The sequence below is a fragment of the Xanthomonas sp. F14 genome, from assembly GCF_014199865.1.
Genome location: NZ_JACHOM010000001.1, coordinates 1,878,327 through 1,892,732 on the forward strand (window position 1 = coordinate 1,878,327; position 14,406 = coordinate 1,892,732).

Sequence of the window (14,406 nt, forward strand, 5' to 3'; positions counted from 1 at the left end):
CTACCCCACGCGCGCGTCGCTGCGGCGCATCGGCGGCACACGCAGATAGGTCACGCTGCGCCATAGCCATTCCATCGGCCCGAAGCGGAACCAGCGCAACCACCATTGGCTCAGCACCACCTGCAACGCAAACAGCGCCAGCGCGAACGGCAGCTGCCATACGCGCGGCAGCTGCTCGAAATAGCCCAGCCCATAACCGTAGAAGATCCACGTGCACACCAGCGACTGCAGCAGGTAGTTGCTCAGCGCCATGCGTCCGGCGGGCGCAAGCCAGGCCAGGCGCGGCGCCAGGCGCACCACCCAGGCCGCATAGCCCAGGCTCATCAGCGGGCCGGCAATCAGCGACAACGCGAACGCACCCGACAGGCGCAGATCCAGCCGCGCCGGATCGATCCACGGCTCCAGCGCGTAACTCACCCCCATCACGCCCAGCCCGAGCGGCAGTACCACGTAGCGCAGGGCCCGAAACAGGCGCGGGAAGCGCTCGGGCGCGGCGATCGCGCCACTGCGCACAAACCAGCTGCCCAGCAGGAACATGCCGAGCATCGCCGGGCCATTGATGCTGAGCCCGGTCATCGCGTGCTGCAGGTCGTGCCAGCGCTGCAGCGTGGCCTGCGCATAGCTGCCGCTCCCGAAGGCGGCGCGCTGCGCCTGCACGTTCGCTGCCGCCTGTTGCGCCGCATCGGCCATCGCGGCCTTCCATTCCACGGCAGCCGCCGGATCGAGCTGCATCAAGGTGCCTGCGACGCCGTACAGCAGCGTCAACGCGGGCGCGCAACAGTAGACCAGCGCGGCAAACCACGGCAGCGTCACCGTCGGCACCGAGCGCGTGGCCAGCAGCAACAAGGCCAGCAAGGCGTAGGTGACCAGCACATCGCCGGACCACAGCAACAGTGCATGCAGCAGCCCGATCACCAGCAGCCCGACGGTACGACGCAGATAGGTGCCGAACAACCCGCGCCCGGCCTGCGCGGCGCGTTGCGCCATCACCGCAAAGCCCATGCCGAACAGCAGCGAGAACAGCGTGTAGAACTTGCCCTGCACCAGCAGGTACACCAGCGCATCGGCAACCCGGTCGGCGCCGTGCCAATGCGGCTCCACGCCGGTGACCGCCAGATCGAGCGGGCCGACGAAGGCTTCGATATTCATCAGCAGGATGCCCAGCAGCGCAAAACCGCGCAGCACGTCGAGCACCGCGATTCGCTCGCTGATTGCGATGGGCAGCAAAGGGTCGCGCGGGGTCATCTCGGCTCGGGCAGCGCGGCGCGGCGATCGCGGCGCGCAACATGCAAACAGCCCGCCGAGATGGCGGGCCGCGGAAACACATTCAGCCAACGCTGGTCACACACACACGATCGGCGCGTGCAAGCCGGCATCACCGTGCGGTGCATGCCGATCCTGCAGATAGCCCGCATCGGTCCGCCTGCCACACGGGCCGTGTGAGGACTGCGCTCAGTGGTGATGGCCGCCTTCGCCATGCACATGCCCGTGGTCGCGCTCTTCCTGGGTGGCTTCGCGCACCTCGATGATCTCCACGTCGAAGTGCAGGTCCTTGCCGGCCATCGGGTGATTGAGATCGACGTCGACCACGCTCATGCCGACCTTCTGCACCGTCACTGCACGCGGGCCGAAGTTGGTCTGCAGCACCACCTGGGTGCCCGGGACCAGCTTGGTGGCGCCGAAGTGCTTCTTGGGCACGCGCTGGCTCAGGCCTTCGCGGTATTCGCCGTACGCTTCGGTGGCCTTGACGTCCACGCCGAAGCTGTCGCCGGCTTCCTTGTCCATCATGGCCGCTTCCAGGCCCGGAATGATGTTGCCGTGGCCGATCATGATCGCCAACGGGTCACGCTCCTTGGAGCTCTCGATCGGCTCCTGGCCGAGCTCGGAAACGGTGTAGTGGAAGCGGACGACGCTGTCTTTTTCGATCTTCATGCCTGGCTCTGGATAGGCTGCCCGGTGGCAGACGGTGGAGGACGGCTTGTCGGCCGCCGGGTGCGCCGCCATCATGGCGACCTTTCGAACCGCCCATTATCCCGGCTCCATGCATATCACGCCAGTTTTCGCCGCCCGCGCCCGCCGCGCCGCGGCCAGTTCGTTGCTGGGCCTGCTCGTGCTGCTGGGCGGTTGCGCACAGGCGCCGGTCCGTCGACCGGCCGCCACCCCGCCACCGGCACCGCGTGTCTGGCCACAGGTGCCGCCGTCCAACCCGGCTGCCGCCAACAACATCCTGATGCGTGCGCTGGGCCTGGTCGGCACGCCGTACCGCTTCGGCGGCAATACGCCGGAAACCGGCTTCGACTGCAGCGGGCTGGTCACCTATGTCTACAAGGATGTGCTGGCGCTTTCGCTGCCACGCACCTCGCGGGAGCTGGCCGCAGTGCAGGGCCCGCGCATCCCGCCGGAGCAGTTGACCACCGGCGACCTAGTGTTCTTCGGCTCCAGCGGCAACGTGACCCATGTCGGCATTTATGTCGGTGAAGGCCGTTTCGTACATGCTCCGAATACCGGCGGTACCGTCCGCTTGGATTTCCTGGATGGCGCCTACTGGCGTGACCATTATTCAGGTTCAAAACGGGTTTTACCCTGATATGTGATGTCCATCACATTTCATAAAACGGAAATTTAACCTTTTTTGAACGTAACGATTCTTTCACCAAGGCATCATCCCGCATCGACAGCAGAATTGTGATTCCCGCGTGACGAACGACGAACAGATCAACACTGGCGCCGCACCGCTTCCGCCCCGGAAACCGCTCCGCCTGCTATGCGCCACCGCCCTTTGGCTCGCAGCCCTACCCGCCCTGGCCCAGACCGCCAACGGCACCGCATCCGCTCCGCAGACGACCACGCCAGACAGCGCCGTCGCCGCCGAGAAAGCCGCAACCCGCAGCCGCGCCGACGCCGCTGCCACCGCAACACTGGCCGCCCTGCTTCCGCACCTGGCCGCCAACGACGCCATTCCGCTGATGGACCGCTCGGCGATGTTCGCCGGTGACCTCAGCCGCCTGCTGGCCAATTACGACGTCTCCCAGAGCGCAGCCAATGCTGCCCAGAACGCCGTGGCCGACAGCCGTGTGCAGGTGATCCTGCAACGCGCCATGGCCCTGCTCGGCACCCCGTACGTCTGGGGCGGCGAGTCCACCGAAGGTTTCGACTGCAGCGGCCTGGTCGGCTATGTGTTCAAGACCGCCCTGGGCATCGACCTGCCGCGCGTCTCGCGCGACATCGCACGCGACGAATCTGCTGAACTGATCAAGGACCCCAACGCGCTCAAGGCAGGCGATCTGGTGTTCTTCGGCAGGCGTGGTCGCATCGACCACGTGGGTCTGGTGGTCGGCGATGGCAAGTTCCTGCACGCGCCCAGCCGCGGCAAGGACGTGCGCGTGGATTCGCTGGCCAGCGGTTACTGGAGCGAGAAGTTCATCCAGGCACGTCGGGTGCTTTGATTTCGAGTACCTGATCCACTGCATGACAGAGGGGCCGCGGATTCCGCGGCCTTTTGCGTTGTGGACAATCTTTGCGCGGAAGCTCCCTACCGTCGCCGCGCACGCATCTGGATCCCGTACGCAGCACCACACACCTCGCCACCCCGATCAGCGCGCGGCATCGGCCTGGTAATGCGCCATGGTGTCCTCGATGCCCTTGCTAAGTTCCATCACCTTGAGCGCGTATTCGGCCAGGCGCTGATCCTCGGGCGTGCCCGGCCGCCAGGAAGGCACTTCCACCGGCGTGACACCATCCGGGTCCATCGCCACGAACACGATGATGCAATGCGTGCAGAGCCGCGAGTCGCCGCCCATCGGGCTGCGCGCTCGCACATCGATGGCGAAGTGCATGCTGGTGCGCCCGGTGTAGACCAGCTTGGCCGACACCGCGACCAGATCGCCGATCCGCACCGGCGCCACGAAGCGGATGCCGCCCACCGCCACGGTGACGCAGTAATGCCCGCTCCAGCCACTGGCTGCGGCAAAGCCGACCTGGTCGATCCACTTCATCACCACGCCGCCATGCACCTTGCCGCCGAAGTTGACGTCGCTGGGCTCGGCCAGAAAACGAAATGTCAGATCACGCTGTTGGCCAATCACCGCCCGCCCCCATCAATGGATGAGCTGGCAGTGTGCCATGCGGGTGGGACGTCAGCGCGCCCAACGCAAACGCCTGACGCCGCGTCCGGCAGGGCCGACGCTTCACTCAGGAACGCAGCGCATCCAGGTTGTCCTGCCTGCGCAGGCACAGCCAGGGAAAGTGGGGTTGTTTCATCCTGAGCATTCTTCGCAGGCGCGCCCCCGGGCGTCGCGGGTCGAACAGTCGCTGCACCACAAAGCGGTCGAAGCTGGCGTAGGTGTGCTGGTGGTAGTGCGCGGCCAGCGCCGGAGCGCCCAGTTCGGTGAAGTAACGCAGGCTGCGCGCGGCGCTTGCGTTGGCGGCTTGCGCATCTGCATACAGCGGGCTGTCGAGGATGTGCAGCTCGCCGCCGTCGCGTAGTTGGGCGAGCAGGCGCACGACCAATGCCGCAGGGTCGGCGAAATACTGGATGCAGGCCGGGACCACGATGACGTCGAAGAGATCGCGCGGCAGCGCCAGGGTCTGGATGTCGGCGGCGATGAAACTCAGGCGCTGGTCGTGGCCGAACACGCGCGCGGCCTGGGTCAGCTCGGTGCGGTTGACGTCGATGCCGCAGACGTCGCGTTGCAGCGACTGCGCCAGCAGCTGCGACAGCCAGCCGTTGCCGCAGCCCAGTTCGGCTATGGCGCCCTCGCCTGCCTGCGCGCGCAGATGTTGGACCAGCAAGGCGCTGGACAGCGCACGCACCTGCCATTCCAGACTGGCGCCGAGTTTGCCGCCGGGACGCGGCAGGCTGCGCACCTGTGCATCGGTGTAGAGCCGGCCTTCCTTGCGCCGAACCTGCAGGTACTGCTGTTCGAACGGATCGTCGGCCAACGACCGCTGCACCAACACGCCGTCGACGCTGTGCAGCTCGGGCAACTGCTGCAGGCGATCGCGCAGCGTGGGAAATCCAGCGCGCATCGGCGGCAGTCAGCGCTGCGTCGGCGCGTGATCTGTCAGCGGATCTTCCAGGCCCACGTTGGTCGAGGCCGACTCGTAAACCGCCTTGTCGAGCAGGCCGGTTTCCTTGGCCACCAGCACCGGCACCAGCATCTGCCCGGTCACGTTGGTCATGGTGCGCATCATGTCGAGGATGCGGTCGATCGCGTACAGGTAGCCGATTACTTCCAGCGGCAGATTGGCCGCGCTCAACACCACCGTGGCCATGATCACCGCAGTGCCGGGCACGCCGGCGGTGCCGAAGCTGCCCAGCACCGAGGCAATCAACACCACGAAGTACTGGTTGGCGGTCAGCGGCACGCCGGTGTATTGGGCGATGAACACCGCGCACAGGGCCGGGAAGATCGCACCGCAGCCATCCATCTTGATGCTGGCACCCAGCGGCACCGCGAACGCGGCGTAGTCCTTGCTGACGCCCAGGTTATGCGTGATCGAGCGCATCGCCACCGGCATCGCGGCAAAGCTCGATGAACTGACGAAGGCCACCTGCATGCCCGGCGCCGCGCCGCGGAAGAACTTCCAAGGGTTCAATCCATGCAGCAACAACAGGCTGCTGTAGACCACTACGATATGGATCGCGCAGGCCACATACAGCGCCAGCACGAAGTTGCCGAACGGCAGCAGTTTCTCGAAGCCATAGCTGCCGACCAGGCTGGCGATCAGCCCGAAGGTGCCGAGCGGGGTCATCTCCAGCACGAAGCGGGTGACCTGGATCATGATGTCGCTCAACTGCGCGGTGAGCTTGCGTGCCTCGGCCACGCGCTCGCCGAGCTTGACCATCGCAAAGCCCAGCAGCGCGGCGAAGAAGATCACCGGCAGGATCGATCCGCGCCCGGCCGCCAGCACCGTTTCGCCGGCCGCATTGGTCTTGGTGCCGATGCCGGTCAGTGCGTAGAACGGGTTGGAGGGCACCACGTCCAGCAGCACCTTGATCGGGCTGGGCACATCGCGCGGTTTCCAGGCCGAATCCACGCTCAGGCTGAAATGGCCGGCGCCGGGCTGCATCAGCGTGCCCACTGCCAGGCCCACGCCCACCGCCAGCGCGGCGGTGATGACGAACCACAGGAAGGTGCGCCCACCGAGCGCGGCGACGGATTTTTGCCCGTGCAGCGAGGAGATCGCATTGATCACCGCAAAGAACACCAGCGGGATCGCGATCATCTTGATCAGGGTGACGTACAGATCGCCGAGCGGGCCGAACCACACATCGGCGGCCGGACCCATGGCCCAGCCGGCCAGCGCGCCGAGCACGAAGCCGGCCACCACGCGTTGCCAGAACGGAATGCGCAACCAGGCCGAGACCAATGTCATGCGTCGAATCATCCGGGGGGAGAGTGCATGCACCATAGCCCAGGCCCGCGTCGCCCGCGAGGCCACGACTGGAACAGCGGCGTGTCATCTGTGTGACACCAGGCATCCCGGCATAATGCGCGCTGATTCAGTCACGAGTTCGATGCCGATGCGTTACCGCCTGCCTGCCCTCGCCGCCCTGACCACCGTGTGTGTCGCCGCCTGCGCGTCCAGCGCCGGCACCAGCGCATCCGCGCCCGCCGCCGTGCGCGTGGAGGTGCCGCAGGTGACGCATCCCGCCGGCGAGACGCCGCAATGGTGGTACCGCTCGGGCGCCGCGCGCGCAGCCGGCAACGGCGCCATGGCCGGGCGCGCGCGCAACGTGATCCTGTTCCTGGGCGATGGCATGAGCCTGACCACGGTGGCGGCAGCACGCATCCTGGATGGCCAGCGCAAGGGCGGGCCGGGCGAGGAGAACCTGCTGTCCTGGGAGCAGTTCCCGGCGACCGCCTTCAGCAAGACCTACAACACCGATTCGCAGACGCCGGATTCGGCCGGCACCATGACCGCGATCACCACCGGGGTGAAGACGCATATGGGCGCGATCGGCGTCAGCAGCGGCAACCGCAGCGACTGCGCCGACAGCCTGGGCAAGGGCCTGTTGAGCTGGCTGCAGCTGGCCGACAGCGCCGGCATGGCCACCGGCATCGTCACCACCACCCGCCTCACCCACGCCACCCCGGCGGCGACCTATGCGCATTCGCCGGACCGCAACTGGGAAAACGACACCGACCTGCCCGGGTCCGCCCGCACTGCCGGCTGCCAGGACATCGCCCAGCAGCTGCTGTCCAGCGCGCGCTTCGGGCGTGGCCCGCAGGTGGTGCTGGGCGGCGGACGCAGCCAGTTCCAGACCGTGCAGGAGCGCGATCCGGAATACGACGACAAGGTCGGCCTGCGCCTGGACGGCCGCGATCTGGTCGCCGAGTGGAAGCAGGCGCACCCGCAGGGCGCCTACGTGTGGAACGAACAACAGTTGCAGGCGGCCGCCGGCGCGCCCGCATTGCTTGGCCTGTTCGAGCCGGATCACATGCAGTTCGACCACGACCGCAATCGCACCGCGCAGGGCGAGCCCAGCCTGACCGAGATGACCCGTACCGCGATCCAGTCGCTGTCGCGCGACCCGAACGGCTTCGTGCTGATGGTCGAAGGCGGCCGCATCGATCACGCCAACCACGCCGGCAATGCCTACCGCGCGCTCGACGAAACCGTCTCGCTGTCCGATGCAGTACGCACCGCCGTGCAGACCGCGCCGCCGGACACGCTGATCATCGTCACCGCCGACCATTCGCATACGCTCAACTTCGTCGGCTACCCGGTGCGCGGCAACCCGATCCTGGGCAAGGTGCGCGGCACCGGCGGCGAAGAAGGCGACCGCAGCCAGCTGGCCACCGACCTGGCCGGCCAGCCCTACACCACGCTGAGCTACGCCAACGGCCCCGGCTACACCGGCGCCAGCAACGCGCAGCCGGCCGGCCCCAAGAAGTACCCGCACGAACCCAGCAACAGCGAGCCGGCCGCCGGCCGCCCGGACCTGACCCATGTCGATACCGAGGCGCCCAGCTACATGCAGGAATCGCTGGTGCCGACCAAGTCCGAAAGCCATGGCGGCGAAGACGTCGGCATCTGGGCCACTGGCCCGGGCAGCGCGGCCTTCCGCGGCACGCTGGAAGAGAACGTGATCTACCACGTCATCGTGCAGGCCACCCCGCGCCTGCGCGAGCGCCTGTGCAAGGCCGGTACCTGCGACAGCGCCGGCGTGCCGGTGGAGTTGCCGCAGTCGGCCACGTTCGAGACTGCGGCCAAACGCTGATGGGCAGGCTGCGCGCAGCGCGGACGGTGGCGGCGCGGCATGCCCCGCCGCCCGCGTGCGGATGCAGCGTCGCAGCACGCCATCTGCATCGATGACCGGATTGCTGCCACCCGCGGCGCCGCCCGGCCCGGTGCTGGTCGCCTACAGCGGCGGCGTGGATTCGAGCGTCTTGCTGCACCTGCTGGCAGCGACGCCGCGTTGTCGCGACACGGGGCTGCGTGCGGTGCATGTGCATCACGGCCTGCATGCCGATGCCGACGCCTGGGCCGCGCATTGCCAGCGCCACTGCGACGCCCTGCACGTCCCCTTGCAGATCGCGCACGTGCAGGTCCCGCGCGACAGCGGCCTGGGGCTGGAAGCGGCGGCACGCCATGCACGCCACGCCGCGTTTGCCGCGGCACTGGCGCCCGGCGAATGGCTGGCGCTGGCGCACCATCGCGACGATCAAGCCGAAACCTTCCTGCTGCGCGCATTGCGCGCTTCCGGCCCGGACGGCTTGGCGGCGATGCGCGCGCAGCGTCCCTTCGCCGCCGGCATGCTGTGGCGCCCCCTGCTGGCGCATGCGCGCACCGAGGTGCTGGCGTATGCGCAGGCACATCGCCTGCAGTGGATCGAAGATCCCAGCAACGCCGACGCCCGCCACGACCGCAACTTCCTGCGTACTCAGCTGATGCCCGTATTGCAGCAGCGCTGGCCGCAGGCCGCCGAGGCACTGGCGCGCAGCGCGCAGCTAAGCGCCGATGCGAGCGACCTGCTGCTGCAGGAGGACACCGCGCTGCTGCCCGGCCTGCTGACCGCCGCCGGCGCACTGGATCTGCAGGCCTTGCGTGCGCAGCCGGCAACACGTCGGCCGCGGCTGCTGCGCGCCTGGGTGGCGGCAGCGCAGGCGCCACCGCTGCCTGCGCACGGCGTTGCCGCCCTGGAACAGGAAGTCGACGACGATGCGCCGGATCGGCAGGCCTGCTTTGCCTGGCAACAGGTGCAGGTACGCCGCTGGCGCCAGTGCCTGTACCTGCTGCGTCCACATAGCGCGTGGCCGGCGTCATGGCAGGCCTGCTGGGATGGCACGTCCCCGCTGCCACTGCCGGATGGCGCGCAACTGCAGTTGCACGGCGCACCCGGCCTGCGCTTCGCGCAATCGCTGCTGGTGCGCGCGCGCCAGGGGGGCGAACGCATCGTGTTGCCGCAGCGCGCGCATTCGCACCGGCTCAAGCACCTGCTGCAGGCGCTGGATCTACCGCCCTGGCAACGCGCACGCCTGCCGGTCTTGTGGGCCGACGGCCAGGTGCTTGCAGCCGGCGACCGCATCGTCTCGGCGGCATTGAACGACTGGCTGCGCGCGCATGGCGCATCCCTGCGATGGCGCGACCACGCCACTGCGAATTGACCCGCCTGCCTGCGCGCCGCACACTTTGACGATGGTCAAAAAATCCTTGAACGAAACATCCCCGGTCGCCCGCTTCGAACAGTCGCTGGAAGAACTCGAGCAACTGGTGCAGAAGATGGAAGTCGGCGACCAGAGCCTGGAGCAATCGCTCACCGCCTACGAGCGCGGCATCGGCCTGTACCGCGACTGCCAGCAGGCACTGGAACAGGCCGAACTGCGCGTGCGCATGCTGACCGACCCCGCGCGCCCCGATCTGGCCGAAGACTTCCAGGCGCCGTCGCAGGACGGCGGCTGAGGTGAGTTCGGCGTTGTTCGAGCACTGGATCGGCCGCACCGAACGCAGCCTGGAGGCCAGTCTGCCAAGTCCCACCCTGGCGCCGCAGCGACTGCACGCCGCGATGCGGCACGCGGTGCTGGGCGGCGGCAAGCGCATGCGCCCGCTGCTGGTGTATGCGACCGGCACGCTGTTCGGCGCCGACGAGGACCGCCTGGACACGCCCGCGGTGGCGGTGGAGCTGATTCACGCCTATTCGCTGGTGCACGACGACTTGCCGGCAATGGACGACGACGCCTTGCGCCGTGGCCAGCCCACCGTGCACATCGCCTTCGACGAAGCCACGGCGATCCTGGCCGGCGACGCGCTGCAGACGCGCGCCTTCGAGCTGCTGGCTGCGGCCCCGGTCAGCGCGGAGCTGCGGGTCGGCTGGCTGCAGAGTCTGGCCACCGCCGCAGGCGCTGCCGGCATGTGCGGCGGCCAGGCGCTGGATATCGATGCCACCGGCCAGTTGCAATCGCTGCGCGATCTCGAGCGCATGCACGCCCTCAAGACCGGCGCGCTGATCCGCGCCGCGGTGCGCATGGGCGCGCTCACAGGCGCTGCCGCAGCCGACGACCAGCAACGCCTGGATGCGTTTGCCGATGCGCTGGGCCTGGCGTTCCAGGTCCGCGACGACATCCTGGATGTGGAATCGAGCTCGGCGCAACTGGGCAAGACCGCCGGCAAGGACGCCGCGCAGGCCAAGTCCACCTATCCGGCCCTGCTCGGAATGGACGGCGCCAAGGCCAAGCTGGCCGAACTGGCCACCCGCATGCACGACATCCTGCAGCCCTACGGTGCGCCCGGCGACACGCTGGCGACGCTGGGCCGGTTTGCGGTGGACCGCGCGCACTAGCGCTCCGCGTTCGTTCGAGCTGCCGCACAGGCGCGCCGGGCGCCTCGTGCGCCGATGCCTGGCGACATGCACAGGTTCCGCCGATGCGCAGGGCGAGCGGCCGCGCAGCCGGCTTCAACGCCACCACGCACGGCGACTACGGCAGCGCGTTCGACTTCAGCAGCCCCAGCGATCAGGCGCTCGCACCGGCCTTTGCGCATACCGTGCGCCAACGCACGGTGCGGCTGCAGCACACCGCCCTGCAAGCGCTGCGCTGCGTCACAGAACGTAACTTCTCCTTCCATACATTTTTCACATGAAAACTTCGGCAGGGCGGCAATGAAGTGCGGACTAACTCACACTTCCAGGCTGAATTGTCGCCATCGGTGTCCGCATTTGTCATTGCCTGACTACCGGCAGGCCAAAAACTGCATCAATCGGTTCTCTTGTTGCGTCTGCTCGCTCTGCCTAGGTTGACCTGCCCGCGTTCGCGGACATCCCCCGACCACATGGAGAGTCACTGGTGAAGAACGTTTTTCTCGCATCGTTTGCAGCAGGCACGCTGGCCGTTGTTGGCGTGCTCGGTTCGGCGCAGGCGCAGTCCGTGCGCGGCCCGGTCCCGTTGACCATCGAACTGGCGCCGGTCGCCGATCAGGCCGGGCGACACCAGGGCAAGATCGCGGTGACCGTCACCAACAACGGCAGCCAGATCGCCCGCGTGCCGACCTATCAGCTGCCGCTGCAGACGCTGGACAACGGCATCCTGGAAGTGAGCCGCGATGGCGCGCCGGTGGCCTACACCGGACGCCTGGTCAAGCGTGGCCTGCCCAAGGCGGCGGACTTCACCATCCTTAAGCCCGGCCAGAGCGTCAAGGGTGAGGTCGATCTGGCCGGCGCCTACGATCTGTCGACCAGTGGCAACTACACCATCCAGGTCCGTTCGTCGCTGCAATACGCCTCGCTGTCCGACGGCAGTCTGATGAAGGCGGCCAACGGCCAGCCGGCCGTGGCCACCAGCACACCGCTCACCGTCTGGCTGGACGGCGCGCGTCGCGGCGTGCAACGCCAGCTCGCAATCGGTCCGACCGCCGTGGTTAATGGCATCAACTACCTCAACTGCAGCACCACCCGCACCAACCAGGCCGCCAGTGCCGTCACTGCCGCGCGTACTTACTCGCAGAACGCGCGCAACTACCTCAATGCCGGCAGCACCGGCGCGCGCTACACCACTTGGTTCGGCGCCTACAACGCCTCGCGCTACAGCCGGGTCAGCTCGAACTTCGTCAACATCGACAACGCGCTGGACCAGAACAACGGCCAGCTGACGATCAACTGCAGCTGCGAAGCGGATCTGGCGGACGCCTTCGCCTACGTCTATCCGAACCAGCCGTACGAGATCCATGTCTGCAATGCGTTCTGGAGTGCGTCGACAACCGGCACCGACTCCAAGGCCGGCACGCTGGTGCACGAGACCAGCCACTTCACGGTCGTCGCCGGCACCCAGGACCGTGTCTACGGCCAGTCCGGCGCGCGCAGCCTGGCGATCAGCAACCCGGCCCAGGCGATCACCAACGCCGACAGCCACGAGTACTTCGCCGAGAACACCCCGGCGCAGAACTGATCGCATCATCGCCTGAAACGACAAAGGCCCGGCAGCGCTGCCGGGCCTTCGTCATTTGCACCGCGCCGGATTACTTGATCAGGCGCAGCGTGAACGGATAACGGTAGTGTTCGCCGTTGTTGGCCTTGACCGCGGCCACGATGCACAGCACCAGGTTTGCGATCCACACCAGCGTCGGCACGAAGAACAGGATGCCGAACGACACGATGGTCAGGATCACCGCAGCCACATAGGCAATGATCACGGTGATCTGGAAGTTCAACGCCTCCTTGGCCTGATCGGTGGCAAACGGCTTGGACGGGCTGGCGTCCTTGCTGATCAGCCAGATCACCAGCGCGCCGATGAAGGACGTCAGGATACCGAGCAGGTGCGCGGCCAGCGCCAGGGTGCGCTCCCCCGACGGTGTGCTGGTCCCGATCGGCGGCGGCGGCGGCGGCGGTACGGCGTGTGACTCGAATTCGCTCATCATGTCTCCCCATGCATGGTTGTGTTGCGGCGGACTATAGCAACGATTCAGCCAGCCACCAGTGCGGGAAGACATGGTCTCGGCTCTGCACGGCGACTGCCGCCAGGCAGAGCGGCGAGACCCACGCGCGCCGGACGCTGTGTAGTTGGGCAGTTGGCGCAGCAGCCCTGCTCAATCACGGTCAGCTATCGCCTGCCACCGTCATGCGGTTGACCAGCACCGAGCCGATCTTGACGTGCGAGCGCGGATCGACATCGCTGCCGACCGCCTCGATGCCGGCGAACATCTCGCGCAGATTGCCGGCGATGGTCAGCCCGTCGACCGGATAGGCGATCACGCCGTTCTCGATCCAGAAGCCCCCGGCGCCGCGCGAATAATCGCCGGTCACCGGATTGACGCCGTTGCCCATCAGCTCGGTGACCAGCAGGCCGCGCGACATGCCGGCAACCAGCGAAGCCAGGTCGCCGGCGTTGGCGGTGACCTGCAGGTTGTGCACGCCGCCGGCGTTGGCGGTGGTCTGCAGGCCCAGCTTGCGTGCCGAGTAGCTGCCCAGCACATAGCGCTGCAGCACGCCGTCACTGATCAATGCCGAACGCCGCGTCGCCACGCCTTCGCCATCGAAGGCGGCCGAGCGCAGGCCGCGGCGCAGGTGCGGCAGTTCTTCGATGTTGAACCAGTCCGGAAACAGTTTGCTGCCGACACTGTCGAGCAGGAAGCTGGCGCGGCGATACAGCGCGCCGCCGGAGACCGCGCCGAGCAGATGCCCGACCAGCGAGCGCGCCACTTCCGGCGCGAACAGCACCGGCAACTGGCCGGTCGGCAACGAGCGTGGCTGCAGCCGCGCCAGGGTGCGTTCGGCGGCGTGGCGGCCGATCGCTTCCGGCGCCTCCAGGTCTTCGCGCGCCAGCGCGCTGCTGTACCAGCCATCGCGCTGCATGCCGTCGCCCTGGCCGGCGATCAGCGCACAGCTGATCGAATGATGGGTGCCGCGCTCGCGGCCGATGAAACCATGCGAGTTGGCGTAGACCGACAGGCTGAGCCCGGTGCTGGCCGAGGCGCCGTCGGAGTTGCTGATCCGCGCATCGGCATCGCGCCCGGCGCTCTCGCAGGCCAGCGCCAGGTCCACCGCGGTGTCGGCGTCCAGTGCCCACGGATGCCAGCTGTCCAGCTCGGGGAAGTCGCGCGCCATCAGCTCCGGGTCGGCCAGGCCGGCAGCGACATCGTCCTCGGTGTAACGGGCGATCGCGCAGGCCTGGGCAACGGTCGATTCCAGGCTGGAATCCTGCAGATCGGCGGTGCTGGCGCTGCCCTTGCGCTTGCCGAAGTACACGGTGACCGCAATGCCGCGGTCGCGGGTGGATTCCACCGTCTCCACATCGCCCAGGCGCACGTTGACGTCCAGCCCGCGCTCTTCGCTGCAGCTCACTTCGGCCTGGGTGGCGCCGGCGGCACGGGCGCGCTCGAGCAGGCGCTGCGCGATGTCGGTGAGCGCATCCAGGCGCTGCAGGCTGTCGTCCTGGACACGTGTTTCGGAGGAGAGTGCGTTCAATGCTT

General features: G+C 67.6%; 15 protein-coding genes. 8 read left to right on the top strand and 7 right to left on the bottom strand.

Annotated elements, in window-relative coordinates:
- Both GGR73_RS08075 and GGR73_RS08080 read right to left on the bottom strand, forming a co-directional pair.
- Entirely contained in the window at window positions 1–1,245 is a 1,245-nt protein-coding gene (locus GGR73_RS08075; RefSeq protein WP_102256551.1) for a DUF418 domain-containing protein, read from the bottom strand.
- Between the two features lie 207 nt (window positions 1,246–1,452).
- Window positions 1,453–1,932, bottom strand: a complete 480-nt coding sequence (locus GGR73_RS08080) for an FKBP-type peptidyl-prolyl cis-trans isomerase (RefSeq protein ID WP_024939526.1) — start codon at window positions 1,930–1,932, stop codon at window positions 1,453–1,455.
- Window positions 1,933–2,005: 73 nt separating this feature from the next.
- Between GGR73_RS08080 and GGR73_RS08085 the strand changes: the two genes are divergently transcribed.
- Together GGR73_RS08085 and GGR73_RS08090 are read left to right on the top strand one after the other, a co-directional pair.
- Window positions 2,006–2,587: a C40 family peptidase gene (locus tag GGR73_RS08085; RefSeq protein ID WP_039512201.1), complete on the top strand. Its 582-nt coding sequence runs from the start codon at window positions 2,006–2,008 to the stop codon at window positions 2,585–2,587.
- A 109-nt stretch (window positions 2,588–2,696) separates the two neighbouring features.
- On the top strand, window positions 2,697–3,446 hold the full coding sequence (locus GGR73_RS08090; protein ID WP_016903983.1) for a C40 family peptidase: 750 nt from the start codon (window positions 2,697–2,699) through the stop codon (window positions 3,444–3,446).
- Between the two features lie 147 nt (window positions 3,447–3,593).
- Here GGR73_RS08090 and GGR73_RS08095 read toward each other — a convergent pair whose 3' ends face one another.
- The 3 genes from GGR73_RS08095 to GGR73_RS08105 form a co-directional block, all read right to left on the bottom strand.
- Complete coding sequence (locus GGR73_RS08095) at window positions 3,594–4,085, bottom strand: acyl-CoA thioesterase (protein ID WP_024939524.1); 492 nt, start codon at window positions 4,083–4,085, stop codon at window positions 3,594–3,596.
- Between the two features lie 106 nt (window positions 4,086–4,191).
- A complete protein-coding gene (locus GGR73_RS08100; RefSeq protein WP_104650879.1) occupies window positions 4,192–5,028 on the bottom strand; it encodes a class I SAM-dependent methyltransferase in 837 nt (278 codons plus the stop codon).
- Window positions 5,029–5,037: 9 nt separating this feature from the next.
- Window positions 5,038–6,378 carry a dicarboxylate/amino acid:cation symporter gene (locus GGR73_RS08105; RefSeq protein WP_102256552.1) on the bottom strand — a complete coding sequence of 447 codons (1,341 nt, stop codon included), beginning with the start codon at window positions 6,376–6,378 and terminating at the stop codon, window positions 5,038–5,040.
- A gap of 142 nt (window positions 6,379–6,520) precedes the next feature.
- On the opposite strand from GGR73_RS08105, the gene GGR73_RS08110 reads away from it, so the two are divergent.
- From GGR73_RS08110 to GGR73_RS08135, 6 genes are all read left to right on the top strand, one after another.
- On the top strand, window positions 6,521–8,227 hold the full coding sequence (locus GGR73_RS08110; protein ID WP_184456341.1) for an alkaline phosphatase: 1,707 nt from the start codon (window positions 6,521–6,523) through the stop codon (window positions 8,225–8,227).
- A gap of 91 nt (window positions 8,228–8,318) precedes the next feature.
- Window positions 8,319–9,614, top strand: coding sequence for a tRNA lysidine(34) synthetase TilS (gene tilS / locus GGR73_RS08115; protein ID WP_184456343.1), 1,296 nt, complete (start codon window positions 8,319–8,321; stop codon window positions 9,612–9,614).
- A gap of 31 nt (window positions 9,615–9,645) precedes the next feature.
- Window positions 9,646–9,909 (top strand): exodeoxyribonuclease VII small subunit, encoded by a 264-nt coding sequence (locus GGR73_RS08120; RefSeq protein ID WP_016903977.1) that lies wholly within the window; start codon window positions 9,646–9,648, stop codon window positions 9,907–9,909.
- Window position 9,910: 1 nt separating this feature from the next.
- Window positions 9,911–10,786 carry a polyprenyl synthetase family protein gene (locus GGR73_RS08125; protein WP_184456344.1) on the top strand — a complete coding sequence of 292 codons (876 nt, stop codon included), beginning with the start codon at window positions 9,911–9,913 and terminating at the stop codon, window positions 10,784–10,786.
- A gap of 83 nt (window positions 10,787–10,869) precedes the next feature.
- A complete protein-coding gene (locus GGR73_RS08130; RefSeq protein WP_104568239.1) occupies window positions 10,870–11,085 on the top strand; it encodes a hypothetical protein in 216 nt (71 codons plus the stop codon).
- Window positions 11,086–11,288: 203 nt separating this feature from the next.
- The gene (locus tag GGR73_RS08135) at window positions 11,289–12,386 is read left to right on the top strand and encodes a M35 family metallo-endopeptidase (protein ID WP_039522258.1); all 1,098 of its coding nucleotides are present in this window, start codon (window positions 11,289–11,291) and stop codon (window positions 12,384–12,386) included.
- A gap of 70 nt (window positions 12,387–12,456) precedes the next feature.
- On the opposite strand, the gene GGR73_RS08140 is transcribed toward GGR73_RS08135, so the two are convergent.
- The gene (locus GGR73_RS08140) at window positions 12,457–12,927 is read right to left on the bottom strand and encodes a DUF4870 domain-containing protein (RefSeq protein WP_184456346.1); all 471 of its coding nucleotides are present in this window, start codon (window positions 12,925–12,927) and stop codon (window positions 12,457–12,459) included.
- A 106-nt stretch (window positions 12,928–13,033) separates the two neighbouring features.
- Entirely contained in the window at window positions 13,034–14,401 is a 1,368-nt protein-coding gene (gene pmbA / locus GGR73_RS08145) for a metalloprotease PmbA (RefSeq protein ID WP_065032483.1), read from the bottom strand.
- Between the last annotated feature and the right edge of the window lie 5 nt (window positions 14,402–14,406).

Bases quoted from the DNA above. Each gene is read 5' to 3' on its own strand.
- GGR73_RS08075 (WP_102256551.1), bottom strand. From the start codon at position 1,245: ATGACCCCGCGCGACCCTTTGCTGCCCATCGCAATCAGCGAGCGAATC.
- GGR73_RS08080 (WP_024939526.1), bottom strand. From the start codon at position 1,932: ATGAAGATCGAAAAAGACAGCGTCGTCCGCTTCCACTACACCGTTTCC.
- GGR73_RS08085 (WP_039512201.1), top strand. From the start codon at position 2,006: ATGGCGACCTTTCGAACCGCCCATTATCCCGGCTCCATGCATATCACG.
- GGR73_RS08100 (WP_104650879.1), bottom strand. From the start codon at position 5,028: ATGCGCGCTGGATTTCCCACGCTGCGCGATCGCCTGCAGCAGTTGCCC.
- GGR73_RS08105 (WP_102256552.1), bottom strand. From the start codon at position 6,378: ATGACATTGGTCTCGGCCTGGTTGCGCATTCCGTTCTGGCAACGCGTG.
- GGR73_RS08110 (WP_184456341.1), top strand. From the start codon at position 6,521: ATGCCGATGCGTTACCGCCTGCCTGCCCTCGCCGCCCTGACCACCGTG.
- tilS (WP_184456343.1), top strand. From the start codon at position 8,319: ATGACCGGATTGCTGCCACCCGCGGCGCCGCCCGGCCCGGTGCTGGTC.
- GGR73_RS08120 (WP_016903977.1), top strand. From the start codon at position 9,646: ATGGTCAAAAAATCCTTGAACGAAACATCCCCGGTCGCCCGCTTCGAA.
- GGR73_RS08130 (WP_104568239.1), top strand. From the start codon at position 10,870: ATGCGCAGGGCGAGCGGCCGCGCAGCCGGCTTCAACGCCACCACGCAC.
- GGR73_RS08140 (WP_184456346.1), bottom strand. From the start codon at position 12,927: ATGTCTTCCCGCACTGGTGGCTGGCTGAATCGTTGCTATAGTCCGCCG.